This window comes from Halosimplex litoreum (assembly GCF_016065055.1).
Lineage (GTDB): Archaea > Halobacteriota > Halobacteria > Halobacteriales > Haloarculaceae > Halosimplex > Halosimplex litoreum.
On the sequence record NZ_CP065856.1, the window covers coordinates 2,648,186 to 2,671,765 of the forward strand.

Consider the following 23,580-nt stretch of genomic DNA (forward strand, 5'->3'; position numbering starts at 1 on the left):
GACTTATGACCGACGAGTCGGGCTTCGATATCGTCCCGCCGGAAGCCATCGCCGACGGACGGGCCACCGACGCCTACTTCGACCGGACGGTCGAGACGCTGGAGCACGCCGACCGCAACCCCCACGTCGTCGCCGAGGTGACCGCCGACCAGTTCGCCACCGGCGAGTGGGAACTGCTCGCGGGCGTGAAAGACGCCGCCCGCCTGTTCGAGGGCCGTGACGTGGACGTGGACGCCATCCGCGAGGGCCGGCTGTTCGACGGCGGGCCAGTCATGCGCATCGAAGGGCCGTATCTGGAGTTCTGTCGCCTCGAAACCGCGCTGCTCGGGTTCCTCTCGCACGCGACGGGCGTCGCGACCGCCGCGCTCGAAGCTCGCCGCGCCGCTCCGGACTCGACCGTTCTCAGCTTCGGCTCGCGCCACGTCCACCCCTCGATCGGCGCGATGGTCGAGCGCTCGGCGCTTTTGGGCGGGCTCGACGGCTTCTCGAACGTCGCCGCCGGCGAGGTGCTCGGCCGCGAGGCCGGCGGGACGATGCCCCACGCGCTGCTCATCTGCTTCGGCCGCGGCGAGCAGGAAGCGGCCTGGCAGGCATTCGACGAGGCCGCCGGCTCGGACGTGCCGCGCGTCGCCCTCGTCGACACCTACAGCGACGAGGTCGACGAGGCCGTCCGGGCCGCCGAGGCCGTCGACGCCCTCGAATCGGTGCGGCTCGACACCACCGGGTCCCGGCGCGGCGATTTCGAGCACATCGTCCGGGAGGTACGCTGGACGCTCGACGCCGAAGGGTTCGACGACGTCGGCATCTTCGCCAGCGGCGGGCTCGGTCCCCGGCAGCTCCGGGAACTGCGCGAGCACGTCGCGGGCTTCGGCGTCGGCAGCCACGTCAGCAACGCCGAGCCGACGGACTTCTCGCTGGACATCGTCGAACTCGAGGGCGACCTCGCGGCCAAGCGCGGGAAGCTCACCGGGACGAAGGAAGTCTACCGCACCGACGACGGCGGCCACCACGTCGCGCTGGCCGACGGGAGCGCCACGGGCGGGCCGACCGCCCCACCCGCCGACGGCGAGCGGCTCCTCCAGCCGCTCGTCCGTGACGGCGAACTCGTCCGCGAGTTCGACCTCGACGCCGCGGTCGACCGCGCCGCCGAGGACGCCGACACCGTCGGCTTCGAGGCGCTCGCCGACGACGGAGACTGACCGGAACTGGCTCAGGCCCAACTATTGGACTCGCGACAGACGCCGGTCGTGACCGATCCGACGCGGACGGTCAACTCAGCGCTCGTCGCTTTCGGTGGGTTCGCTCGGGTCGCCACTACACCCTCCATTCCGGGCGTCGAGGCCCCGTTCGGCGGGTGCGAGCGCGGCGTCGAACGCCGAGACGTCGTCCAGCCCGTCGAACATCTCCCCGAGCTCGCGTCGCAACCGGTCGATCTGCCGGTCCAGTCGGTCGAGCGCGCCCTCGTCGTCGGTCAGCGCCGCTCGGCGTTCGGCGAGGTCGTAGAACTCCTCCAGCCGCGCCCGGTACCGTGCCCGGGCGGCGAGCCACTGGACCGTCTCGCGGACCGCCGTCGAATCCCGCTCGACGACCGCGTCGGCGGCCGCGTCGAACCCGTCGGCCGTTCGGTCCGGATCGGGCGTCGACACCCCGATCTGACAGTCGAACTCGCGCGTTCGAACGTCCGTCAGGAGCGGGTCGATCGGTCCGTCGACCAGGTCGACGTCGACGAGCACTACGTCGACCTCCGCATCGAGACTCTCGCGGAGGGCCTCGACGCTGTAGGCCGTCCGGACGGTGCCGTCGTCGCGAAGCGCGCTCGCCAGCGCGTCGGTAGCCGCGGGGTCGACACCGGCGACGACGACGAGGTGCCGTTCCGAGGCCATGTCCGCCGGAAGGGAGGGAAGGTATAAAGAGTCACCCCTTTCCCGTCCCTCGGTTTCGTCAGTGACCGGCCGCGGTCGAACGGCCGCGGTCGGTGTCGACGACCGCGTCGCAGACGATCCGGAAAGTCTCGACGGTGTCGTCGTCGTGGGCTCCGGGATCGAGGTGGAACACGACGATGCCGTCGACGCGGCGAGCCACTTCACCCAGCGTGTAGACGAACTTGAACGCGGTCGGCTCGTCGACGTGCTGGAGCACCCCAGTCAGCGAGTGGACCGCGACGCCGACGCGGTCGCCCGCGTCGGCGGTCCGCTGGAGGACGTCGCTGATTCGGCGACCGAGCGCCTCCAGGTCGGTCGGGTCGACGACCCGCTCGACCGGGACGGTGCTGTCGGCGGTGGCCGCCCCGGCGGCCGACCGCGTCGGCCGGTCCACGTCCACGCACGCGGCGAGCGGCGGTCCGGTGTCGGCTCCCCGCTCCCACTGCGAGAGCCACTCCGCCGCCGGCAAGGAGATCGTGACCGGGATCGCCCGGTCGATCCGGTCGCCGAGGCGGTCGAGCACGGTCACGCAGGCGTCGGTCGAGTGGTCGTACGCGTCGGGCGCCAGCAAGAGCACCGTCGTCGCGTCGCCGATATCCGCCGCTCCCCGGACACGCACGGTCACGACTCTCCCCTCTCGAACGGACGGATCCGTATCACTTCGTATCGATCTGGCGGGCCCACACGACTATGAGTGTTGTCGTTCCCTGACATCCCCGGGATATACAGGATACCCGACCTGACGGCGATAATGAAGGCACAACTGAAATATCGACTGCTAATCTCTCTCGAAGATACTGATAATACAAGGGTTAATTTATCCCGAACTTTTAGATAAATTCAATCACAGACGGGCTGAATAAACACTTGGCTATGAGCCAAGAATCAACGCGACTCCGCGAATTCCTCGAAGAGAACCCCAAATGGATCGGCGTCACGTTCAGCGCGCTGCTGCTGCTCTCGCAAGTCGGGAGCGTCGCGGCGGCGAATGGAAGTTCGATGACTGGTCCGTAGAGTTAGAGTTCAGTAACGTCCATACTCCACCGAAGCGAACCGCCGATTTCTACCGGAGTGTCCTGTTTGTGAAGGAATTCGATAGCGGCTGGTTGATCTAGTGTGTACGTCCCCATCAGTCCAGAGTTGAGACAAAACGACTGAATCCCGTCGATTTGCGGGATGAACATAGTCCCCATAGGCGTCGACAGGGTCGGATAGCCGTACAGATCCAGCTCGTAGGTCCCCGGTTCAGTCTCTTCGACCACTGCTTTGTTCGGAGTTCCCGACCGGTTCTCGACGATCGAGGCGCTGGCGTCGCCGACGACGAGGTAGTGGTGGCCGATCTGTTCGTACTCTTTGATGATCGAGACGGTCGCGGCCAGTGAGAACCCCTGATTGAGGAGTTTCGCGGCGGTCCGCCCGACGGAGGTGGCTGCCTCGTTGACGATATCCGTCACAGTGGCGATCCCGGCCATCGCACCCGAATCCACGAGGCCGCGGCCCTGCTCGTAGGAGTCACAGGCGTTGAGGAGGAACGCGCTGACGTTGACCTCCGAGAGGTGGCGAGTGTCGAGGTAGCCGTCGGTACAGCGGATCCCCTCGTCGTCGACGTGGCCGATGTAGTGGAGGAAGTCGATGTCCGATCGAAGGAGTTCCCGCATCTCCATCGCGGTCAGTTGCTCGTGGGCTTCGATCCCGAACTCGATCCAGTCGCGGGTCCCGTAGATGTCGGAGACGACGTTCTCGTCGGTCATCTCCTGGTCGTTGCAGACGACGGCGACCTGGATCTGCGGGTCCGTCGTCGGCTCGAAGTCGAGCCGTCGATAGTAGGCGTCGAGGGTCATCTTGCTCGCGCCGACCGGGAGCCCCTCGCCGACGTAGGCCTGTTCGATGCTGTCCGCAGGGTCCGGGCGGAAGATCTCGGGGCTCGCGGTCGACGGCGACGACTCCGAGCGAGTCTGTGTTCGGGTGCTCCGCCGGAGCGCGTCGGGGTTGTTCCTGAAGAACGATTCCACCTGGTCCGTGAGATCTTCCAGCGCCTCGTCGCGAGTCTCTCGGGAGTGGGGGCACCGGACGACGGCCAGTTCGTTCGCGAGGAAGGGGAGCGCGCTGACGTTCGTCGCGTCGGGTCGCACGTCGGCGGTGAGCTTCCACTTGGGGACCACGTCCGCCACGGTGTCGAACGGCACGTCCAGATACGTCCGCAACTGTTCCGACAGGGGCAGTTCGTAGACGTCCGCGAAATTCAGGTCGACCAGCGATTCGACCGTGGACCGCTCGTGGAGGTCGACCTGATAGTACCCTTCGGTGCGCGTGACACAGTCCATGAGGAACACGTGTTTCAACACGCGCTCGACTTCGGCCTCGAAGCCGTCGTCGCCGTCGAGCGGGTACGACCAGTCTTCGGCGGCGATCCGCGGCGACGGACCGGATTCGATCCGCGCACCCGTGTAGTACGCCAGCGGCACGATCGGGTAGATGTACTCCTCTATCGGCGGCACCTCGATGCCGACGCCCGTCTCGGGTGCGGTGATCGAGTTCGGGATGTCCAATCGGTCGCCGATCTCCACGAGCGGCGGATGGCCGCGCAGCGACGGGAACGACCGCTCACAGCTGGCCGTCTTCAACGCCGAACCGAGCGTCGAGAGCGCCTGCATCAGGTCCTCGGGCTGCTCGGTCGTCGTGACGGTCGCCGCCGGCCGTTCGTGGACCGAACGAGCCCCGACGTGGATCCGGTCGGTCTCGGTGAGTGCGACCCGGACGGCGTCCTCCATCGAGGTCACTTCGATCCCACCGTCGATGGCGAACTGGAGTTTCACCTGCGTCGTCGCCAGCTCGACGTTGTACCTCCCGGGTGGCACGCTGACCGACTCCCGGTCGGACACCTCCGCGACGGTACTCCCTGTCTCGTCGCGGATCCACAGCGAGACGAAGTAGGGCGTCTCGACGGCGGTAGTCCGCACCGTCGCACCGGCGTCGGCGGGGAAGTAGAAGCTGTCGGGGTCGCAGTCGTCGATATCGGGCTCGTCGGGCGTCAGCAGCGAGAACTGGGTCTCCTGGATCGGGTCGACCACCTGGATACCGTCGCGACTCGGATGTGGGCGTATCTGCGGCCGCGTGGCGTCCGAGTCGACGTTCATGTGTTGGGAGGGCTCCGTCGTCTCTCACGGTGTCACTGGGGGACCCACACCTGGTCCGTGCGAGCGAGTAGGCGTGAGAACGCAGTGGGGAGAAAAAAGCCTGTTGGCCTCGAAAACGTGTCAATCTGAGAATAAACTGGTGTGTACGGGCGCGAACGAGGGGTCGTCGTCCTCGGGCGGTTCGTCGGTGTCGGTGACGGCCGTCCCTTCGACCCCGTCGGCGAGGAAATCGGAGAGCGGCGGACCGACGCTCTCCGGTTCGACGAGGAACGCGTCGTGGCCGTGGTCGGATTCGACGAGGTGGTGGGCGGCGGCCACGTCGGCCCCGCGGAGCGCCTCGGCCAACTCCTCGGCCTGGCTGGCGGTGAAATGCCAGTCGGCGGTAAAGGACATCACGAGCGCCTCGCCGTCGAAGGCGGCCAGCGCGTCCTCGTCGGACTCGAAGCCCGCGGCGAGGTCGTAGTTGTCCATCGCGCGGGTGAGATACAGATACGAGTTGGCGTCGAACCGTTCGACGAAGCTCTCGGCGTTGTAGTCGAGATACGACTCCACGTCGCGGTAGGGAAAGAAGCCGGCGGCGGGGTCGGTCGGGAACGACCGGGCGGCGTCGCGGCCGGCCGCGCGGCGGCCGAACTTCTGTTCCATCGAGGCCTTCGAGAGATACATGACGTGGCCGATCTGGCGGGCGAGCGCGAGCCCGTCGGTCGGCTTCGGGCCGTCGCCGTAGTAGTCGCCGCGCTGCCAGTCGTCGTCGGTGGTGATGGCGCGGCGGGCGATGGCGTCCATAGCGAGACACTGCACGTCGAGGCGAGCGGCGGCGGCGATGGGTGCGATACGCTCGACGTGGTCGGGGTGCTGTTTCGCCCACTCGATGACGTTCATGCCGCCGACGCTGCCGCCGACGACGGCGTGGAGGTGGGGGATCCCGAGTTCGTCGAGCAGCCGGCGCTGGGCCTCGGTCCAGTCGGTGACGGTCACCGCGGGGAAGTCCGTGCCGTAGGGCTCGCCCGTCTCGGGATTGGTGCTCTCGGGGCCGGTCGTGCCGTAGCACGAGCCGGGGACGTTGGCACAGAGGACGTAGTACTCGCGGGTGTCGACGGCCTTGCCGGGGCCGACGATGTCGTCCCACCAGGCCCGGGCCTGGCCGTCGGTCTGGTCGTCGGGGTGACGACCGGCGACGTGGGCGCTCCCTGTCAGGGCGTGACACACGAGGACGGCGTTGTCGCCCGTGAACTCGCCGTAGGCCTCGTAGGCGACTTCGAGTTCGGGGATCGACCGGCCACACTCGAACTCGAACTCGCCCAGCGAGACGGTGTCGCGTTCGACCTCCATCTACGAGTCACCCGCGTTCGGTGTTCCGTCGCCCGCGCTCGTGTTGGCGCGGTCGATGGCGCCGTCGATGTCGGCGAGCACGTCGTCGGCGTCCTCGATGCCGACCGACAGCCGCACGAGGTCGGGCGTGACGCCGCTGGCGCGCTGTTCCTCGGGGGTAAGCTGGGCGTGCGTGGTGGACGCGGGGTGGATGACCAGCGTCTTCGCATCGCCGATGTTCGCGAGGAACTGCGCCAAGTCGGTCTCCTCGCAGAAACGCTTGCCGGCCTCGAAGCCGCCGGCGAGGCCGAAGGCGATCATCCCGCCGTAGCCCCCCTCCAGATACTCGCTGGCGTAGTCGTGGGTCTCGTGGGAATCGAGGCCGGGGTAGGTGACCCACTCGACGCCGTCGTGGTCGTCGAGGAAGTCGGCGACCGCGCTCGCGTTCTCGCAGTGACGTTCCATCCGGAGTTCGAGCGTCTCGGTCCCCTGGAGTGTGGCCCAGGCGTCGAAGGGCTTCTGCCCGTCGCCCAGCGAGCGGACGGCGCGCTGGCGAGCGGCCATCGCGAAGGCACGGTCGCCGAAGCGCTCGGCGAAGGTGACGCCGTCGAAGGCGTCGTTGGGCGCGCCCAGCTCGGGGAACTTCTCGGGGTACTCCGTCCAGGGAAAGGATCCCCCGTCGACGAGGACGCCGCCGACGGTGGTACCCGAGCCGTGGATCCACTTGGTCGTGGACTCCCAGACGATGTCGGCGCCGTGGTCTAACGGCTTGCACAGCGCCGGCGTCCCGAAGGTGTTGTCGACGAAGACGGGGACGCCGCGCTCGTGAGCGACCTCGGCGATGGCCTCCATCGGCGGCGTCACCAGCGAAGGGTTGCCGATGGTCTCGTAGTGGACGTAGGCGGTGCGCTCGTCGATGGCCGCGGCGTAGGCCTCCGGATCCAGGGTGTCGACGAAGCGGGTCTCGATCCCGCGACGGCCGCCCATGTTGGAGAGATAGGAGTGGGTGCCGCCGTAGATAGAAGCGGCGGTGACGACGTTGTCGCCGGCGCGGGCGAGGATCGAGGTCGCGGCGTCGAGGGCGGCCATCCCCGAGCCCGTGGCGACGGCCGCGGTCCCGTTCTCCAGGGCGGCCAGGCGGCGTTCGAGCGTCGAGACGGTCGGGTTGTCGAACCGCGAGTAGACGTTGCCCCCGTCGTCCAGCGCGTACCGGTCGGCCGCCGTGTCGGCGTCGTCGAAGACGTACGAGGTAGTCTGGTAGATCGGCGGCGCTCGCGCGCCTGTCGCCGGGTCCACGTCCTGCCCGGCGTGGACACAGCGCGTCCCGAAGGCGTACGGATCGGTCATGTGTGTCGTGCATATATCTACAAACATCTATAACCACGAGTTACGGCAAATATCTCAGTGTCTGGTATTCTCATGCGCGCCAGTGGGGTAATGTTCGGCGGTCGCGGTCATGCGCGCTCGACGCCGAGGACCGACAGCGAGCGGTCGACGGTCACGTCGACCCGCTCTTGGCCCGCTTCGATGGGAACGGTGACGCGGAGGGGGTCGCGCTCGGCGACGGTGATGTCGTCGGGGTCGCAGGCGTCGACCGCCCACAGCGGGTCGGTCAGCAGGTCGGGCGCGTTGGCGGCGACGAACGGCAGCACGTCGGAGTGATAGACCAGGATCTCCGGTAGATCGGTACAGAAGAAGTTCTTGCAGTACGAGCAGTGGTGGACGACCGCCGGACCGGGCATCGCCTGTTCGAGTTCGCTCGATTTCTCGTCGTCGGGGACCACGTCGTGGTACATCTCGCTCGCGCAGGTGGGACAGACGTCGCTGGCGACGGTCAGCAGGTCTCGGCGGGCGTAGACGCTTGCCGCCGACAGCACGGCGTCGGGGTCGTTCGACCGGATCGCGCCCGGCGGGAGGTGATACTTGAAGACGAGCGCGCCGCAGTCACCACAACGGACGACGAGCATGCTGTTTCGGTATGTCGCTTCGAGCCCCGCGTCGCACTCGGAACAGCCGGCGTCGACGGGGAACGGCTCGACGGTCGTCCGGTCGGTGAAGCTATCGGCCTTGATCGCCTGATAGAGGATGACGCCGGGGTACAGCAGGCCGTACCCGTCCGATTCCTCTCGCACGAACACGCCGAGTAACTCCTGGAGGTGGTAGTTGAATCGGCCGCTGTCGGAGACGTCACAGCGTCGGCGCAGCTCCTCGAACGGCAGCGGTCGGGGCTGGCTGCCCTCCTTGGCGTCGCCCAGTTCCAGCAGGATGGACACCCGGAGCTCGTTTCCCAGCAGCGAGAACGCCTCGGCGGGCGGGACCGACCGTCGCTCGGAGACCTGGAAAGCGTCGGTCATCGGCCCACACCTCGCGTGCCCAGCCATTTAGCCCTGTCTCTCGTCGGGGTCGTCGGCTCTCGGCGTCGCCGGCCGTCGTCCATCTCCGACCTGAAAGCACTTGCTTCGTCGCCAGGTTACTACTGTATGAGCCGCTTCGGCGACTTCGCCGCGATCTGGTTCGGGACACTCTTTACCCTGAACTTCGTCGTCCTGCCCGTTCTGGGGACGCCCCCGGGGATGTACTCCGGGACGTTCCTGTCCGCGCTCGTCGGTCTCGTCCTCGCGACCGTGCTGGTCTTCCACCGTGGCGTGTCCCTGCCGACGGTCGTCGGAGCGGAGTAGCGGTCCGCGACGAGGGAGCGCGTTCGCTGTGCGACTGAGAGAATCGAGGAACCGCAGGACGCCACCGCCAGGACTCGAACCTGGGACAACCTCGTGTCTGCGGCACGCAGGTCACCTGCGCACCCTAACAGCGAGGTGCTCTACCAACTGAGCTACGGCGGCACGCATGCATCCATAGCCGGAGTTGTTGTATAGGGATTTCGTTTTCCCTTCGCCACGACACGGAGTCACGTACGGCGATTCGACCGGAAACTGTCACGCACCCATCTTTTAGTCGGGGGTCGTCGAAACCCACGTCATGGCAGCCGAATCGGTGGCCCTCGACGTCGACGGCGACTCGTACCCCGGTCGCGTGAACGAACCCGACGAACCCGCCGACAGCGGCGTGCTCGTCCTCCCGGGGCTGAACCACGGCCCGTTCGGCGACGTGTTCGACGAATTCGCGCGAGCGGCGGCCGAGGACGGCCACCTCGTCGCGCGCTTCGAGACGTGGGCGGACCCGGACGACCTCGACGCCAAGAGCGAGGACGACATGGAACGCGAACTGGCGGCCGGCGTCGACTTCCTCCGCGACCGCGGCCGCTCGCCAGTCTCGGTCGTCGCCAAGAGCTTCGGCGGGCGGCTGGCGCTGACGCATCTCCCGAGGGAGCACGTCGACCGGCTCGTCCTCTGGGCGCCCGCAGTGTTCGTCGGCGAACACGACGAGCGGCCGTCGATCACCGCGGACGAACTGTCCGATATCGACCGTCCCACTCGGGTCCTCCAGGGCACCGCGGACGACATTCCCGTCGAGAACGCCCGGGAGATGGCCGACCACCTCCCGAACGGGGAGTCCGTCGTCCTTCCCGGGGAGGACCACTCGTTCCAGCGCGACCGCGAGCGGATCGTGGCGGAGACGCTCGACGCTATCCCCGAGTGAGCGCGGTCCGGCGGCGCGCACACATCGGACGGGTTTTCACCGCCCCCGAACAACGCCGAGCCATGAGCGACGAGTTCGACGCCGTCGTCGAGCGGGTCCGCGAGCGGGTGACGCCCGACGACGACGAGCGCGAGCGACTCGACGCGGTCGTCGGCGACCTCCGCGAGCGCACGCGCGACGGCGTCGCGGACCTGCCCGTCGACGCCGAGATCGTCCAGGTCGGCTCGACGGCCCGGGACACCTGGCTGGCGGGCGACCGCGATATCGACCTGTTCGTCTCCTTCCCGACGACCGTCGACCGCGAGGAACTGGAACGCTACGGTCTCGATATCGGTCACGCGGTGCTGCCCGACGGCCACGAGGAGTTCGCCGAACACCCCTACGTCAAGGGTGTCTACGAGGGATTCGACGTGGACCTGGTGCCCTGCTACGCGGTCGGGGACGCCACGGAGATCCAGTCGGCGGTCGACCGCACGCCCTTCCACACCGAGTACCTCGACGCGCGCATCGACGCCGATCTGGCGAGCGAGGTGCGGGTCGCAAAGCAGTTTCTCACCGGCATCGGCGTCTACGGCAGCGACCTCCGGACCCGGGGCTTCTCGGGGTTCCTGACCGAGTTGCTCGTCCACGAGTACGGCGGCTTCCGCCCGTTCGTCGAGGCTGCAGCCGAATGGCACCCGCCCGTCGCGTTCGACCCCGAAGCCCACGGGACGGAGACGTTCGAGGACCCCCTGGTCGTGATCGATCCGACCGACCCAGAGCGCAACGTCGCCGCGGTCTGCTCGTCGGAAGCGGTCGCCCGACTCCAGCACTACGCTCGGGACCTGCTCGCCGACCCGCGCGAGGACCTGTTCGTGCCCGACGAGCCCGCCCCCGTCGACGCCGAGACGGTCGTCGCGGCGTTCGAACGTCGCGGCACGACACCGGTCGCCGTTCGGTTCGACGCGCCCGACATCGTCGACGACCAGCTCTACCCGCAGCTCGACCGGTCGCTGGAGGGGCTCGTCGGCGAACTCGACCGCCGCGGCTTCGACGTGCTGCGGTCGGCCGCGTGGGCAGAGGAGACGGTCGTCCTGTTCGCCGAACTCGGGGTCGCCGAACGGCCGGCGATCGAGCGCCACGAGGGGCCGCCGGTCGGGGTCCGCGACCACGCCGAGGGTTTCTTCGAGGCCTACGCAGACGAGACCACCGCGCCGGACGACGGCACGGCCGGCACCTACGGGCCGTTCCTCGACGCCGACCGCTACGTCGTCGAGCGGCCCCGGGAGTTCGAGACGGCGATCGACCTGCTGGAGAGCGACGCCGTCTTCGACGTGGCGCTGGGCGCACAGGTCGAGACGGCCATGAACGAGGGGTACGCGGTCTCGACGGGGGCGGCAATCGGCGACCTCGCCGAGGAGTTCGGGGTCGAACTGGCGCGATATCTCGACCCGCGGCCGTGACCCGGACCGCGATCGCGGTCGCTACCGGCGTGCTCGGTCGAAAACACGCGACGCGGTCGGCCCGGTCGAGCTACTCGGTGTCGATAGCGTAGAGTCGCTGGCGGGCGTCCGCCGGATAGATCCGTTCTTCGACGATGTCGGCGTCGGTCAGGTCCGACAGCGCGCTGCGCACGCTACGCTGAGAGAGCCGCGTCTCCTCGGCGAGCGTCTTCTGTGTCAGTGGGCCTTCGTACTCGAGGACCGTGTACACGAACTTGGCGCTCGGTGTCAGATCGTCGAGTTGCGATTCCCAGTCACGATACGATTGTTCCGTACAACAGCACACGGGGAAAGGTCACCAACAGCACGGTTTCACACGCTCCCATGTATAGATTTCCGCGGTGCGTTGATGTGTATCCCAGTACCCATCAGATCACAGACTGATACTCGAACGGTACCCGGCCCTCGAAACACCGCGACGCCTCTCGTCGTCGCAACAGTTCGGGATCGGCGCTCGGGGCAGTCGGTGAGTTCGGTACCGAGCGGACGGTCACTCGTCGGCGAGGTCGAACCCCTGGGTCCGCACGTCGTCGATGACCTCGCGCGCGGCGCTCTGGACGTCCTCGTCGGGTTCGGCGGGGGCGTAGCCATCGAACACTTCGTGAACGGTTCGGACGCTCTCGGTCAGCGTATCGAGGCCGTAGCCACCCTCCAGAACGAATCCGAGGCCGGCGTCGATGCGGTCGGCGAAGGCGTCGACGCGCTGTGCGAGCAGGCCGTACCCCTCGGTGGAGACCCGCATGCGCGAGATGGGGTCGTGTTCGTGGGCGTCGAAGCCCGCGGAGACCAACAGGAGGTCCGGGTCGAACGCCTCGAATGCGGGAACGATCAGGTCTTCGACGGCGGCGAGGTAGCCGCTGGTGGTCGTTCCCGGTGGGAACGGGACGTTCATCGTCGTCCCCTGGGCGTCGCCGGTCCCGATCTCCGTCGCGTCGCCGGTCCCGGGATAGATGCCGTCCTCGTGGATCGAGACGAAGAAGACGTCCTCGCGGTCGGCGAAGATGTCCTGAGTGCCGTTGCCGTGGTGGACGTCCCAGTCGAGGATGGCGACGCGGTCGGCGCCGCCGTCGTCGATGGCGTGCTGGGCGGCGACGGCGACGTGGTTGAAGAAACAGAAGCCCATGGCGTCGTCGTAGACGGCGTGGTGACCCGGCGGACGTCCGAGCGCGAAGGCCGTGTCGCGACCGTCGACCCCGTCGAGCGCTTCGTCGGCGACCCAGTTGGCCATGCCCGACGCGGCCAGCGCGGCGTCCCAGGTGGCCTCGACGGCGACGGTGTCGGCGTCCCAGTCGCCGCCGCCGTCGGCGCAGAAGTCCTCGACGGACTGGACGTAGTCGGCGTCGTGGACGGCGGCGACCTGTTCGACGGTCGCGTTCGCTGGGGCGACGTACTCGACGCCGTGACACTCCGAGAGGCCCTGGCGGATGGCGCGCAGGCGGTCGGGGCTCTCGGGGTGGCGCTTGCCGGTGTCGTGGTCGAGACAGGCCTCCCGGTAGCCGAAGTTCATACGGTCACTCGTAGTACTGGCTCAGTCGAAAGTAGGCCTCGACGTCCTCGGCTTTGACGGTCCGCCGGTCGGCGTGGCGCGCCAGATCCGCGGCGGCCGCGGCCACGCGGTCGGCGTACGCCTCCAGGTCGGACGCCAGCGCGAGGCGTGCGTCCATGGAGACGCGGTAGTCGTCGATGTCGAGGCGAGCGATGCGGTCGACCGGCGCGATCGGCAGTTCCAGCTCGTCTTTGTCCCCGCTCGGTTCGGTCCCGAAATCCGACGCCATCAGCGTCTTCCGCCCGTCCCCGGTCGCCACGTCGGCCGCGTCGACCGCCCGCTCGGCACCGCGCTCCTGGATGCGGCGGGCGAGTTCCTCGGCGGCCTCGGCGCTGACGCGCAAACTCCCGGCGTTGCGCCGGATGATGGTGTCGACCGGCGCGAACGGTAGCTCGACGCTCATAGCACACAAGCGGGCCGTTCCGGCCTTAAGCGTTTCCGAAAGTCGCTCTCGGCCCTCGACGGCCGCTCCGAGGTCGCGATCCGCCGTCGCCACGCGATCGCTTCGACCGCAGCCGGAAGTCCGATATCGACCGTTCTCGGTCGTCTGTCCCGTCAGAACACGTCGTCGGCGTCGAGTCGGTCGTCGGCCATCGCGCCGCGGACGGTCACTTCCTGCCCGAGCGTCAGCGCCGCGTCGGTGTCGACCTGCATCGTCTCCTGACCGTCGTCCAGGATGACCGGATCGCCAGTCTGAACGACCGTCCCCGTGAACTCCACCTCTTCCGCCGCGGCCGCCGCGGCCCCACCGTCGGCGCCCCCACCGGCCGACGCCGCCCCCTCGGACCCGCCGTCGCCGCTCGTGCCGGAGTCGGCGCCGTCACCGTCACCGGTGAACGCGCCGAGCCCGGCGTCCGACCCGCTCGAACCCCCACTCCCGCCGCTCGCACCCGACCCGGACCCGCCCGGCGAGGGTGCGGCCGAGCCCGCACCGGTGTCCTCGTCGAGGACGACCACCGTCGACTGCCAGCCCGCCGACGCCTCGAGGTCGTCCTGCCAGCCGTCCTGGATCTCGGCGTCGGCGACGAACACCTCGTCGCCCGGCGCGATCTCCTTGTCGGCTTTCTCGCCCCACAGCGCCACCCGGATGTCGCCCGTGTCGTCCTGCACGCGGATGTTCCGGACCTGCCCCTCCGAGCCGTCGTCGCGGTCGAAGGTACGCTTTGGGTCGGCCGAACGGACGACGCCGGCCAGATCGACCACCTCGTCCATCTCCACGGCGCCGACGGCGTCGGCCTCCGGCGTGAACTCGACGGTCTCGTCGATCTCGTCGATCGCCCCGTGGTCGCCGACGTGCAGCTCCAGATCGCCCTCCCGCTCGCGGACGTAGCCGTCGACCACCTCGACGGCCGTGCCGGGTTCGAGCTCCGTCGCGCGGTCGGCGCGGTCGTCCCACATCGTCACGCGCACGCGGCCGGTCTCGTCGCCCAGTAGCAGGTTCGACACCTTCCCCTCCGACCCGTCGTCGCGGTCGAACGTGCGGATCGAGTCCGTCTCCAGGACGATCCCCCGGACGTTCACGTCCGATTGGCCCATCGTCAGTGCGTCGACGGTCGACCCGTCGCCCAGTTCCACGTCGATCTCGGCGTCGTCGTCCGGTTCGGCCTTGTCGACGGAGACTTCGAGGCCGTTGTAACCGTCTTTCGGGCGGCCGGCGATCCGGAGGACCTGCCCCTCCTCCAGTTCGCCCTCGACCACGGACTCGGCCTGCTGGTCCCAGAAGGCCAGCCGGACGGTACCGGTCTCGTCGGCCGCTTCGACGTTGGCGACGCGCCCGTCCTCGTCCTCGCCGTCGCGTTCGAACGTGCGCAACTCACCGATCGAGACCACCTTCGCGAGGAACTTCACCTCCTCCATGCCCGGTTCGATGTCCGCGACGGTGTCGACTTCCCCTTCGTTGAGCTCGTGGGCGAGCAGCATCGCCGCCGTCTCCTCGTCCGCGAGCCCGCCCATCTGCTCGACTTTCTCTTCGACGGCCTCGCGGAACTCCTCCTCGGAGACGTCCGTATCCAGATCCGCGTAGACCTCCTCGATCGCTCCCATTAGTATAGCCGTTGGCATGGTTGCGCTCCGCTTAAGCGTTGTCGTTGGCCCGCTACCCCGCCCTCGTCGCTCGATCTCGTCGCGCCTTCGAACGCCGATAACGCCGGCGTGTCGACGGTCCGCCTCGCCCCTCTCGCGTTCATGATCCGGGTTGGTCCGGGCTTCGGTGATAAAGTCGAGGGTGGTCGGCGGGTTCGCGCGGGCGCCGGTCGGGTCGCAGGCGCTCGACGGCCCCCGACGAGCGCAACCGTGCGCGGCCGGACGCTATCGGGACTCCGAGGTGACGCGCGTGTCCTCGCCGTCGTGGCCGTGGACGACGACGACCTCGCGGGGGAGCGCGCTGTCGAGCGCCACTGTCGCCTCGTAGTCGATCTCGGTGAGACACTCGGCGCACATCGTGTCGGTGTCGGCGTCGGATTCGGCACCGACGACGACGGTGAGCGTCCCACCGTCGAGGCGAACGTCCGACAGGACGGCCGTGTAGCAGGCGTCCGACCCCCAGGTCGTCCCCGTCACGGTGACCGTGCCGGCGTTTCCGTCGAAGCCGACCGAGGCGTCGTCGGTCTGACCGCCGCAGCCGCTGTCGGTCACTTCCAGCGACGAATCCGTGACCCCGCTGGGCGTCGCCGACGGCTCGCCGTCGGGCGTCTCGCTCACGGTATCCTCGGGCGAGTCGCTCGGCGTGGCGCTCGGGTCGTCGGTTCCGTCGGGGTGTGGCTCGGTCACGGTATCGCCGTCTCGGTCGGGCGTCACCGCCGGGTCGGTGGTCGCGGGGTCGTCGGACGGCGTAGCGGCCGGTTCGTCGGTGTCGGCCGGTTCGTCGGTATCGGTCGGTTGGCCGCCGGGTCCGTCGGACAGACAGCCGGTCAGGGCGAGCGTGCCCGCGGCGCCGAGGCCGCGGAGGAGGGTGCGTCGCTTCACGACGTGACAGACGAGCGGTCGGATAAAGGGCCTTGTCGACGTTCAAGCGATCCTTTGACACTGCCCGGACGGATCGTAACCCCTTTACAATCAACCGCGGTACGTAGAAGTGAGTCCGGGTAGGGTAGTGGACTATCCTCTTGGCTTGCGGAGCCAGGGACCGGAGTTCGAATCTCCGCTCGGACGTTTCTGCCGACCGCAACACGACGAGCGTAGCGAGGAGTCTGCGGTCGGCGAAACTCCACGCGGAGATTGGAGCAGACCAGTGGCAGCCCGCGCAGGGAGCGTAGCGACCGAGCAGGAACCTCTGGGCAAGTTCGAATCTCCGCTCGGACGTTCACTTCGTTCACGACCGACGAGCCCAGCGCTCGCACCGCTCGCGCTGGACTCCGCTCGGACGTTCCTTCGCGAACTACGCCGCGAGCGACTGTTCTGTCGCTCGCATCCGTGAGCAAGCGACCGTCCCGAGGAGATTCGAGCAGGGAAGTCGCACGCCCGGGAAGCGACCGCAGGGAGCGACCCGGAACGTCTTCACGAGTTCGAATCTCCGCTCGGACGTTCACTTCGTTCACGACCGACGAGCCCAGCGCTCGCACCGCTCGCGCTGGACTCCGCTCGGGCGGTTCCGTTCGGTCGTCACTCGCCGAGCGTCGCGTCTATCCCGAAGAGGAGAGGTTCGGACGGCCGGCGACGGCGAGCGAACGTCCCGCTCAGGCGAACCTGTCGATCAGGTAGCCGCCGACGGCGCCGAGCCCGGCGTTGATCGCCAGCGCGACCAGTTCGGCGACGACGATGACGCCGACCAGGACGGCGCCGCCCGCGAGCTGACCGATCGCGTCGGCACCGGCGAGGAACCCGCCCGCGACGGCCACGAGCAGCGGGACCGTCAGCACCCAGCCGACCAGTCCGGCCACGGCGCCGATACGCAGGCCGGACCCGCTCTCGCCGTACAGGTACGCCGCGGCCCCGCCGCCCGCGACCGCCGCCCCGGGGATGAACGAGACCAGCGCCGTCACCGCGGCGCCGTAGACGGCGCAGGCGCGGAACGTCGCGGTCGTTCCGCCCTCGCGGGTGACCCGGCGACGGGTACGCCGGCGAGCGACGACGAACGCCGCGGCGACGGCGACCAACAGCAGTCCGGTCACGGCGAGCCCGGCCGCGAACCAGTCGACGAACGGGACCCCGGCATCGATCGCTTCCGCGGGCGTCAGTCCGTTTACCTCGACCTCCTCGCTGGTGACGAAGTCGGCGATCAGCGCCCGGTCGACGCGAGCGTACATCGCGGCGCCGACCGCCGTCAGCGCGAGTCCGATCAGTCCGGTCACGATACCCAGCAGCCAGTCGACCGCCGCCGGCACCGGGTCGCGCCCGTCCGTCGGTTCGTCGGCCGCGGGTCGACCAGCGTCGTGTACGGTATCTACGTCCGTCATATCTACCGATAGACACCCCGAGTAATTATACCTGCAAGCCGCGCTTCTCGGCCGGAAGAGCGGCGAGTGATTTAAGTACCCTCACAGAACGAGCCGCAGATTCGGGGGTTGGAGTCAGTAGTCACCCAGGACGCCGAGCCGTCGAGCGCGGCGGGTCGCCAGTTCGAAGACGACGTAACCGAGACCGAGGTAGACGGCGGCGACACCGACGAGGACGGCGAGGTCGAGGGGGGCGAACTCCCAGAGACGAGTCCCGTCGATCATCGCCCGCTGGAGGAGTGCGCTGCCGTGGGCCAGCGGGAGCAGTCGCGTCCAGCCCAGGTCGAACGCGGGCGCGGAGATCAGCACGACGAACCCGAACTGGAGGAGGTTCAGCCAGTTACCGATCTGCTTGTAGAGGACGGTGATCCCGCCGGCGGCGAAGCCCAGTCCCAGGACGGAGACGACGCTGAGTCCAGCGACGACGACCACGGTGAGGACGGGCACCCCGAGTCCGGTATCGGTGATCGCGAGCATCACCGCCAGGATGACCGCCGAGGTGAGGAACGTGCGGACGAGCTTGGCCACGCCTTTCAGCAGCGCGACGGGTGCGAAGCCGAACGGCGTCATGACGTGGCGTTCGAGCGTGCCCCACTGGACCTCGCTGCCGATGTCGTTGGAGATCGAGGAGTACGCGCCGACCGAGAGCGTCCAGAGGAAGTAGCCGACGACGATCCCCGCCAGCGAGTCGGTGAGCGCCCGTCCGGCGACCATCTCCCCGCCGTAGAACAACAGGCCGAAGAAAAACAGCGAGACGACGATCCCCCCGATAGCGTTGGCCGGGTAGCGGACGAAGATCAGATACTCGCGGTAGAGCACCTGTTTCGCGAGTTCGGCGTAGGTCGCCCGCTGGGGGGTGACGCCCGCGTCGAGGCTCGTCTCGCTCGCGTCGAGGCCCGCGTCGCTCATCGGCGCTCCCCCGAGCCCGTGATGTCGACGAAGACGTCCTCCAGGTCCGGTTCGACGGTCCGGACCCGGTCGAGGGTCACGTCGTGGGCCCGGAGCGTCGCCATCAGGTCGTAGAGCCCGTCGCTGTCGACGGTCGCCGCAACGTGTGCGCCGCGGTCGCGGCGGTCGACGACGGCGAGAGCGAACCGCTCGCGCAGCGTCGCGAGCAGGCCGTCGTCGAAGTCCGCGCTGGTGACGTGTATCTCGTGGGTGTCACTTCCACCGAGTAGCGCCTCGACCGTGTCGTCGGCGATGACCCGCCCCTCGGACATGATGACGACGCGGTCACAGACCGTCTCGACCACGTCCATGTTGTGACTGGAGAGGACGACCGTCAGCCCCTCGTCGGCCGCTAACCGGCGCAGTTCCGTCTGGAGGGTTCGGGCGCTCTCGACGTCGAGCCCGAGCGTCGGCTCGTCGAGGAAGACCACGTCCGCACCGCCGGCGAGGACGCTCGCCAGCGACACCTTCTGTTTCATCCCCCGCGAGAGGTCTCGGACCGCCACGTCGGCGTGGGCCGCGAGGTCGAGCCGTTCGAGCAGGCGGTCGTGGCGGGCCTGCACCGAGTCGGGGTCGACGCCGCTGACGGTGGCGAAGTAGCGCAGGTTCTCCCGGACGGTCAGCCGCCAGTAGTCGTTGCGCGCGCCCTCCAGCAGCGCGTCGACCCGGGAGTAGGCGGCTCGCGGGCGCTCGCGGGCGTCGATACCGTCGATGTGGACCGACCCCTCGTCGGGCAGGACCATCCCGAGGATCGACTTGACCAGCGTCGTCTTGCCGGCGCCGTTGGGGCCGAGCAGGCCGACGATGGCCCCGCGGTCGATCGAGAGCGACACGTCGTCGACCGCGACGGTGGCGTCGGGACCGCTCCCGAACCGCTTGCCGAGCCCTTCGACGGCGACGACGGTGTCGGCCGGCTCGGCGAGCGCCGTGGCATCGTCGTCCGCGGCCTCCTCGTGGTCCGCCGACCGCCCGGCGGCCGTCGCCTGTGACCCGGTCTCGGCCCGCCGGTGGGCAGTCGATTCCGGGTCCGTTCTGCCAGTCATCGCCGGTCGTAGGGGCCCGATCGGCAAAAGGGACGCGCGGTCGTCGAGGGTGAGGGCACCGGGAACGCAGCCCACAGGGATTTGTCCAGAGCGGCCCGGTGTCCGGTATGGAGCGAGTCAGTTTCGACGACGCCGAGACGTACGAACCGGACGAAGGGTGGCGCCGCGTCGCACTGGCGGGCGACGACGACGTGAGCCTCGAGTACTTCGAGAAGCCGCCGGGCCACTCCTCGCCGATGCACGACCACGAGAACGGCCAGGTGTGTCTCGTCCTCGACGGCGAGCTGACCGTCCACACCGGCGAGGAAAGCGAGCGCCTCGAACGGCACGACTCGGTGTGGCTCGACCCCTGGGAGGCCCACCGCGTCGAGAACGAGAGCGAGGAGCCGGCCGTCGGCCTCGACATCTTCGTCCCCGGACGCTCGTTCGACTTCTGGACCGACCGCGAGGAGTGAACGGCGAACGGGTCGGTGGGTCGGCGTTCAGCTCGACGACCGACGGTCCTCTCGGTGGTCGCCGACGCGGTCTGCGGTTCGCGGTGGGCCCCGGATCGACGGGGCGAGCACGCGGCGGGCGATCCCCGGTGCGAACAGCGTCGACGGCGCGTCGGTCATCGAGAGGACGCGGACGAACGCGTCGGTGAGGCGCCCGTCGGTGTGGGCTCGCCGGAGGAGTCGCCCGAGATACCAGTCGACGAGGCCGGTCCCACGCGGCTTCGGCCCATCGGTTTCGGGGTAGCCGAAGTCGGAGCCGACCGCCAGCGACCACGCGATATCGACGACCGGCGACACGCGGTCGAAGAGTCGCGGCCCGAGCGCGTGGGTGCCGGCGGCCAGCACGTGGTGGAGCGCGAGCGCCTCCAGCGCCGCGACCGACATCCCCTGGGCGTAGACGGGGTTGAAGCTCGCGACGGCGTCACCGACGACGACCAAGGTCTCGGGGAACCGGTCGAGCGCCTCGTAGCGGTTCCGACGGTTCGCGGGGAAGCGGTAGGCGTGGACGTCGTCGGCCCACGCGTGCTCGTCGAGGATGCGCTTCACGTCGGGCGTCGGGAGCGTGTCGGCGAAGGCCGCGAAGCCGGCGCGGTCGGTCGGCGGCGTCTCGCCGTGGACGCCGTGGACGTTGACGACCCAGCGGTCGCCGTCGACGGGTGCGGCCATGCCGCCGCGACTGCGGGGCGCCGAGGCGGGTAGCAGGAACGTCCGCCGGTCGTCGTGGGGCCGTTCGACGGTGGTCGTGCTGTAGGCCACGTCGATGGTCACCTCGTCGACCGGAGGCGCCGCAAAGCCGTTGGCGTCGAGCCACTGGGGTGTCCGACTCGCGCGACCGGTGGCGTCGACGACCAGGTCGGCGTCGAGTTCGCGCGCATCCCCGTCCGCGCGGACGAGGAGGCCGCCGACCGCGGTTCCCGTCGGATCGAGGCGGTACTCGATGCACTGGGTGTTCGGGCGAACGGTGACGCGGTCGTGGGCGGTGGCGTGTTCGCGGACGACGTGCTCGAACAGGGGACGGCTGGCCGAGACGGTCTCGCGGCGCGTCGGCCCCGGCGCGAGATACGCTCCCTCGGCGTAGAAACGGACCTCGCCGGCGAAGTCGGTTATGACGCCGCCGCCCGCGATGACGTCCTCGCTGGTTCCGGGGAGCAGGTCCTCGACGGTCGCCCGGCCGCCCGCCAGCAGCGCGTGGGGGTGGTGTCCCTGCGGGACGCCACCGCGCGTGACCGGTTCGTCGGGCAGGTCGTCGCTGTCGAGCACCGTCACCTCGTCGTAGCCGTCGGCCAGCACGCGTGCGGCGAGCAGCCCCGCCACGCTCGCACCGACGACGACGGCGCGCTCGCCGGCGTCGGCGACGGCGTCCGGGTCGTAGCGGGGGAGCCCCGCGACGGTCACGTCACCCACCGCCCGGGTCCGAGCGCGCGCAGGTCGGCCGACGATTCGGTATCGGATCGAGTCTGGTTGCTGTGTGGTAGCATCACTCGAACGGTGGCGCTCGACGGCAATAACTGTACTCAGCACGACAGTACTGTCCGAGAACTGACCGGCCGTGTGGCCGTCGTCTCCGGTGGTTTCGGGTGTATCGGTCCGATCCGGGACAGGACCGGGAGCGCACCGGAAGTGCGGTCGGTGTGGTCGGTGGGGTGGTCAGTCGGTGACTGCGACGACGGTGCCGGTCGCGTCGAGTCGGAAGCGACGGCGGTCGCCGCTCTCGGACACCACGACCCAGAGCGAGGGCGGCTCGGTCGAGTGGACTTGTTCGCTCCAGCGGAGGCCGCGCCGGACCGCCGCCCACGTGGCCGGGACGTGTTCGGTCCCGTGGTCGTCGTAGAAGGCGGCGAGCGCGGGGTGGTGACTCACCGGCGCGTAGGCGGGGCTGCGCCAGTCGAACTTGCAGGCTCCACAGTCGAACGTGACCACCCCGCGGAACGCCGACCCGCAGGCGTCGCAAACACCGCCCGCATCGTGGTCGGTACAGACGTCGAGGGCGCCCTCGACGCTGCCGCCGCACTCCGGACAGACGCCGCGACAGACGGCCGCGAAGCGGTGGATTGAGTATGTGATCGTCGCGTCGAGGACCGCGTCGGCGTCGCGGTCGCGCAGGCCCCGCGGCGGGAGCCCGAATCCGAAGATCGCGCCCTCCCGACCGGACCAGTACCCCTCGCAGTCCGTACACCGCGCCCACGTCGTGCCGTCCTCGTGGATGATCGCCACCTGCCCGCCACAGCGCGCGCAGGTCGCGTCGACGGGCGTCTCCGGGACCGATGGGTCCCCCGTGACACTGCCCGCGACGACCGCGCGGACGACCCTGAACCCCGGGGCTGCGAGTTCGTAGCCCGCGTCGGTCCGGCGGACGAAGTGGCCGGTGAGCCTGCCGAGGTGGTAATTGAAGTTACCGGTGTCGTCGGCGCCGACGAGGTCGAACAGCCGCCGGAACGACACGGCCGAGTCGGGGTCGCGCGGGTCGTACTCCCCCCACAGCGCCCGGAGGATCCCCATGCGCGTCTCGTCGGCCAGCAGCTCGAACGCGGCGTCGGGCGCGAGCGCGGACTCGTCGCCCTCGTCGTCGCTCGTCACACCCATGCGATCGAGTAGCACACGAACGGATATAATCTCGCGGTCGGGAGTCCGCGAACCGTCACCGCGGAGCTTAACTCGGGACCCGTCGACAGATCGGTCGATGACACTCCGACACACGTCGATCCGCGTCGCGGACGTCGAGGCGACCGTCGAGTTCTACGCCGATCTCGTGGGCTACGAGGTCCTGCGTGAGTTCGAGACCGACGACGGCACGCGCAACGTCTTCGTCGGCGACCCCGCCGACGAGGACACCGACGACCCCGCCGCGCTCCAGCTCGTCGCGGCCGACGACCCCGTCGACACCGGCGATTTCGAACACGTCGCGGTCACGGTCGACGACGTGGACGCCGCGCTCGATTCGCTCGACGACGACCGGATCGACGACGGCCCGATCACGATGGAGGAGTTCTCCTCCCGCGTGGCGTTCATCACGGCGCCGGAGGGCTGGGGCGTCGAGCTGGTCGAAGACCTGTAAGGGCTTTTGACGGTCCCCGCCAACGGGGACCTATGGACGAGTCGATACGAGCGCGAGCGAAGCGGGCGTTCTGGGAGCGCCACGCCAACCCGGCGAGTGGCTGGTCGCGGACGCTGACGCTACCGGCGCTGCTGTACGCGGTGTATCACCGCCGGTGGCGGCTGCTCGTCGCGACGGTCGCGTTCACGCTGCTCAACCCGGTCCTGTTCTCCCCGCCCGACGACGCCGACGCCTGGATGACGAAGGTGGTCCTCGCCGAGCGACAGTGGCGCGAAAGCGGGGACCGACTGGGCGCGCTCCAGGCCCTCAACGTCGGGAACGGCCTGGCGACGCTGTACGCCGTCTACGCCGCCTATCGCCGCGACGTGGGTGGCGCCACCGTCGCGGGGGCGGTCGCGATGACGCTGAAGCTCGCGTTCGTCGACGCGCTGGTGCGGCGCTACGGCGACGAGGTCGAGTGGCCGGCCGCGCCGCCGTATTCGTCGGACCGGGTCACCGAGTGAGCGCGACCCGGTGGCGGAGTGAGCGCGACCCGGTGGCGGAGCGAGCGCGACTCGGGCGCCATCCGCCGGATCGGACCCCACGCTTATTGTGTCGTGCTACCAATCCGCTC

The 23,580-nt window shown here is 69.0% G+C and carries 24 protein-coding genes and 2 tRNA genes; 9 read left to right on the plus strand and 17 right to left on the minus strand.

Features of this window, described 5'->3' with window-relative positions; genetic code table 11:
- The first annotated feature begins 5 nt into the window (after positions 1-5).
- Positions 6-1,199: a nicotinate phosphoribosyltransferase gene (locus I7X12_RS13020; RefSeq protein WP_198060501.1), complete on the plus strand. Its 1,194-nt coding sequence runs from the start codon at positions 6-8 to the stop codon at positions 1,197-1,199.
- Positions 1,200-1,274: 75 nt separating this feature from the next.
- Here I7X12_RS13020 and I7X12_RS13025 read toward each other — a convergent pair whose 3' ends face one another.
- Positions 1,275-1,883: a hypothetical protein gene (locus I7X12_RS13025; RefSeq protein ID WP_198060502.1), complete on the minus strand. Its 609-nt coding sequence runs from the start codon at positions 1,881-1,883 to the stop codon at positions 1,275-1,277.
- A gap of 58 nt (positions 1,884-1,941) precedes the next feature.
- The gene (locus I7X12_RS13030; protein WP_198060503.1) at positions 1,942-2,547 is read right to left on the minus strand and encodes a DUF7504 family protein; all 606 of its coding nucleotides are present in this window, start codon (positions 2,545-2,547) and stop codon (positions 1,942-1,944) included.
- A gap of 248 nt (positions 2,548-2,795) precedes the next feature.
- Between I7X12_RS13030 and I7X12_RS13035 the strand changes: the two genes are divergently transcribed.
- On the plus strand, positions 2,796-2,936 hold the full coding sequence (locus tag I7X12_RS13035; RefSeq protein ID WP_198060504.1) for a DUF7503 family protein: 141 nt from the start codon (positions 2,796-2,798) through the stop codon (positions 2,934-2,936).
- Between the two features lie 2 nt (positions 2,937-2,938).
- Here I7X12_RS13035 and I7X12_RS13040 read toward each other — a convergent pair whose 3' ends face one another.
- The 4 genes from I7X12_RS13040 to I7X12_RS13055 all read right to left on the minus strand — a co-directional run bounded on the left by I7X12_RS13040 (position 2,939) and on the right by I7X12_RS13055 (position 8,724).
- Complete coding sequence (locus I7X12_RS13040) at positions 2,939-5,059, minus strand: hypothetical protein (protein ID WP_198060505.1); 2,121 nt, start codon at positions 5,057-5,059, stop codon at positions 2,939-2,941.
- A gap of 120 nt (positions 5,060-5,179) precedes the next feature.
- Positions 5,180-6,391, minus strand: coding sequence for a homoserine O-acetyltransferase MetX (gene metX, locus I7X12_RS13045; RefSeq protein ID WP_198060506.1), 1,212 nt, complete (start codon positions 6,389-6,391; stop codon positions 5,180-5,182).
- A complete protein-coding gene (locus I7X12_RS13050; RefSeq protein WP_198060507.1) occupies positions 6,392-7,717 on the minus strand; it encodes an O-acetylhomoserine aminocarboxypropyltransferase/cysteine synthase family protein in 1,326 nt (441 codons plus the stop codon). It lies immediately after the preceding gene.
- A 107-nt stretch (positions 7,718-7,824) separates the two neighbouring features.
- Positions 7,825-8,724 (minus strand): helix-turn-helix transcriptional regulator, encoded by a 900-nt coding sequence (locus I7X12_RS13055; protein ID WP_198060508.1) that lies wholly within the window; start codon positions 8,722-8,724, stop codon positions 7,825-7,827.
- A 126-nt stretch (positions 8,725-8,850) separates the two neighbouring features.
- On the opposite strand from I7X12_RS13055, the gene I7X12_RS13060 reads away from it, so the two are divergent.
- Positions 8,851-9,048: a hypothetical protein gene (locus I7X12_RS13060; protein WP_198060509.1), complete on the plus strand. Its 198-nt coding sequence runs from the start codon at positions 8,851-8,853 to the stop codon at positions 9,046-9,048.
- A gap of 59 nt (positions 9,049-9,107) precedes the next feature.
- On the opposite strand, the gene I7X12_RS13065 is transcribed toward I7X12_RS13060, so the two are convergent.
- A tRNA-Asn gene (locus tag I7X12_RS13065) sits at positions 9,108-9,210 on the minus strand.
- A 136-nt stretch (positions 9,211-9,346) separates the two neighbouring features.
- Between I7X12_RS13065 and I7X12_RS13070 the strand changes: the two genes are divergently transcribed.
- Positions 9,347-9,967 carry an alpha/beta hydrolase gene (locus I7X12_RS13070; RefSeq protein WP_198060510.1) on the plus strand — a complete coding sequence of 207 codons (621 nt, stop codon included), beginning with the start codon at positions 9,347-9,349 and terminating at the stop codon, positions 9,965-9,967.
- A 62-nt stretch (positions 9,968-10,029) separates the two neighbouring features.
- Positions 10,030-11,409, plus strand: coding sequence for a CCA tRNA nucleotidyltransferase (gene cca, locus I7X12_RS13075; RefSeq protein ID WP_198060511.1), 1,380 nt, complete (start codon positions 10,030-10,032; stop codon positions 11,407-11,409).
- Positions 11,410-11,479: 70 nt separating this feature from the next.
- Here cca and I7X12_RS13080 read toward each other — a convergent pair whose 3' ends face one another.
- The 5 genes from I7X12_RS13080 to I7X12_RS13100 all read right to left on the minus strand — a co-directional run bounded on the left by I7X12_RS13080 (position 11,480) and on the right by I7X12_RS13100 (position 15,958).
- Positions 11,480-11,659 carry a MarR family transcriptional regulator gene (locus I7X12_RS13080; RefSeq protein ID WP_006883039.1) on the minus strand — a complete coding sequence of 60 codons (180 nt, stop codon included), beginning with the start codon at positions 11,657-11,659 and terminating at the stop codon, positions 11,480-11,482.
- A 279-nt stretch (positions 11,660-11,938) separates the two neighbouring features.
- Positions 11,939-12,955: a histone deacetylase family protein gene (locus I7X12_RS13085; protein WP_198060512.1), complete on the minus strand. Its 1,017-nt coding sequence runs from the start codon at positions 12,953-12,955 to the stop codon at positions 11,939-11,941.
- Between the two features lie 4 nt (positions 12,956-12,959).
- Positions 12,960-13,397: a histone gene (locus I7X12_RS13090; protein WP_198060513.1), complete on the minus strand. Its 438-nt coding sequence runs from the start codon at positions 13,395-13,397 to the stop codon at positions 12,960-12,962.
- Between the two features lie 152 nt (positions 13,398-13,549).
- Positions 13,550-15,037 (minus strand): single-stranded DNA binding protein, encoded by a 1,488-nt coding sequence (locus I7X12_RS13095; protein WP_198060514.1) that lies wholly within the window; start codon positions 15,035-15,037, stop codon positions 13,550-13,552.
- A 264-nt stretch (positions 15,038-15,301) separates the two neighbouring features.
- Positions 15,302-15,958, minus strand: a complete 657-nt coding sequence (locus I7X12_RS13100; RefSeq protein WP_198060515.1) for a RodZ family helix-turn-helix domain-containing protein — start codon at positions 15,956-15,958, stop codon at positions 15,302-15,304.
- 113 nt (positions 15,959-16,071) lie between these two features.
- Between I7X12_RS13100 and I7X12_RS13105 the strand changes: the two genes are divergently transcribed.
- Positions 16,072-16,144: transfer RNA gene (locus I7X12_RS13105), tRNA-Arg, on the plus strand.
- 524 nt (positions 16,145-16,668) lie between these two features.
- Here I7X12_RS13105 and I7X12_RS13110 read toward each other — a convergent pair.
- From I7X12_RS13110 to I7X12_RS13120, 3 genes are all read right to left on the minus strand, one after another.
- Positions 16,669-17,388 carry a DUF5518 domain-containing protein gene (locus I7X12_RS13110; RefSeq protein WP_198060516.1) on the minus strand — a complete coding sequence of 240 codons (720 nt, stop codon included), beginning with the start codon at positions 17,386-17,388 and terminating at the stop codon, positions 16,669-16,671.
- A gap of 114 nt (positions 17,389-17,502) precedes the next feature.
- On the minus strand, positions 17,503-18,336 hold the full coding sequence (locus I7X12_RS13115) for an ABC transporter permease (RefSeq protein WP_198060517.1): 834 nt from the start codon (positions 18,334-18,336) through the stop codon (positions 17,503-17,505).
- Positions 18,333-19,418 (minus strand): ABC transporter ATP-binding protein, encoded by a 1,086-nt coding sequence (locus I7X12_RS13120; protein WP_198060518.1) that lies wholly within the window; start codon positions 19,416-19,418, stop codon positions 18,333-18,335. Before I7X12_RS13120 ends, I7X12_RS13115 begins: the two co-directional genes overlap by 4 nt.
- A 107-nt stretch (positions 19,419-19,525) precedes the next feature.
- Here I7X12_RS13120 and I7X12_RS13125 point away from each other — a divergent pair, with 107 nt between their 5' ends.
- A complete protein-coding gene (locus tag I7X12_RS13125) occupies positions 19,526-19,873 on the plus strand; it encodes a cupin domain-containing protein (protein ID WP_198060519.1) in 348 nt (115 codons plus the stop codon).
- 27 nt (positions 19,874-19,900) lie between these two features.
- Here I7X12_RS13125 and I7X12_RS13130 read toward each other — a convergent pair whose 3' ends face one another.
- Together I7X12_RS13130 and I7X12_RS13135 are read right to left on the minus strand one after the other, a co-directional pair.
- Positions 19,901-21,316, minus strand: a complete 1,416-nt coding sequence (locus I7X12_RS13130; RefSeq protein ID WP_232342840.1) for an FAD-dependent oxidoreductase — start codon at positions 21,314-21,316, stop codon at positions 19,901-19,903.
- Positions 21,317-21,559: 243 nt separating this feature from the next.
- On the minus strand, positions 21,560-22,495 hold the full coding sequence (locus I7X12_RS13135) for a winged helix-turn-helix domain-containing protein (protein ID WP_198060520.1): 936 nt from the start codon (positions 22,493-22,495) through the stop codon (positions 21,560-21,562).
- A 97-nt stretch (positions 22,496-22,592) separates the two neighbouring features.
- On the opposite strand from I7X12_RS13135, the gene I7X12_RS13140 reads away from it, so the two are divergent.
- Both I7X12_RS13140 and I7X12_RS13145 read left to right on the plus strand, forming a co-directional pair.
- Positions 22,593-22,967: a VOC family protein gene (locus I7X12_RS13140; RefSeq protein WP_198060521.1), complete on the plus strand. Its 375-nt coding sequence runs from the start codon at positions 22,593-22,595 to the stop codon at positions 22,965-22,967.
- 32 nt (positions 22,968-22,999) lie between these two features.
- Positions 23,000-23,470: a DUF6653 family protein gene (locus tag I7X12_RS13145; protein WP_198060522.1), complete on the plus strand. Its 471-nt coding sequence runs from the start codon at positions 23,000-23,002 to the stop codon at positions 23,468-23,470.
- Positions 23,471-23,580: the final 110 nt, after the last annotated feature.

Coding starts and splice junctions, on each gene's coding strand:
- I7X12_RS13120 (WP_198060518.1), bottom strand. CDS start 19,418: ATGACTGGCAGAACGGACCCGGAATCGACTGCCCACCGGCGGGCCGAG.
- I7X12_RS13125 (WP_198060519.1), top strand. CDS start 19,526: ATGGAGCGAGTCAGTTTCGACGACGCCGAGACGTACGAACCGGACGAA.
- I7X12_RS13050 (WP_198060507.1), bottom strand. CDS start 7,717: ATGACCGATCCGTACGCCTTCGGGACGCGCTGTGTCCACGCCGGGCAG.
- I7X12_RS13060 (WP_198060509.1), top strand. CDS start 8,851: ATGAGCCGCTTCGGCGACTTCGCCGCGATCTGGTTCGGGACACTCTTT.
- I7X12_RS13135 (WP_198060520.1), bottom strand. CDS start 22,495: ATGGGTGTGACGAGCGACGACGAGGGCGACGAGTCCGCGCTCGCGCCC.
- I7X12_RS13145 (WP_198060522.1), top strand. CDS start 23,000: ATGGACGAGTCGATACGAGCGCGAGCGAAGCGGGCGTTCTGGGAGCGC.
- I7X12_RS13070 (WP_198060510.1), top strand. CDS start 9,347: ATGGCAGCCGAATCGGTGGCCCTCGACGTCGACGGCGACTCGTACCCC.
- I7X12_RS13040 (WP_198060505.1), bottom strand. CDS start 5,059: ATGAACGTCGACTCGGACGCCACGCGGCCGCAGATACGCCCACATCCG.
- I7X12_RS13110 (WP_198060516.1), bottom strand. CDS start 17,388: ATGACGGACGTAGATACCGTACACGACGCTGGTCGACCCGCGGCCGAC.
- cca (WP_198060511.1), top strand. CDS start 10,030: ATGAGCGACGAGTTCGACGCCGTCGTCGAGCGGGTCCGCGAGCGGGTG.
- I7X12_RS13020 (WP_198060501.1), top strand. CDS start 6: ATGACCGACGAGTCGGGCTTCGATATCGTCCCGCCGGAAGCCATCGCC.
- I7X12_RS13090 (WP_198060513.1), bottom strand. CDS start 13,397: ATGAGCGTCGAGCTACCGTTCGCGCCGGTCGACACCATCATCCGGCGC.
- I7X12_RS13085 (WP_198060512.1), bottom strand. CDS start 12,955: ATGAACTTCGGCTACCGGGAGGCCTGTCTCGACCACGACACCGGCAAG.
- I7X12_RS13055 (WP_198060508.1), bottom strand. CDS start 8,724: ATGACCGACGCTTTCCAGGTCTCCGAGCGACGGTCGGTCCCGCCCGCC.
- I7X12_RS13115 (WP_198060517.1), bottom strand. CDS start 18,336: ATGAGCGACGCGGGCCTCGACGCGAGCGAGACGAGCCTCGACGCGGGC.
- I7X12_RS13140 (WP_198060521.1), top strand. CDS start 22,593: ATGACACTCCGACACACGTCGATCCGCGTCGCGGACGTCGAGGCGACC.
- I7X12_RS13035 (WP_198060504.1), top strand. CDS start 2,796: ATGAGCCAAGAATCAACGCGACTCCGCGAATTCCTCGAAGAGAACCCC.
- I7X12_RS13025 (WP_198060502.1), bottom strand. CDS start 1,883: ATGGCCTCGGAACGGCACCTCGTCGTCGTCGCCGGTGTCGACCCCGCG.
- I7X12_RS13095 (WP_198060514.1), bottom strand. CDS start 15,037: ATGGGAGCGATCGAGGAGGTCTACGCGGATCTGGATACGGACGTCTCC.
- metX (WP_198060506.1), bottom strand. CDS start 6,391: ATGGAGGTCGAACGCGACACCGTCTCGCTGGGCGAGTTCGAGTTCGAG.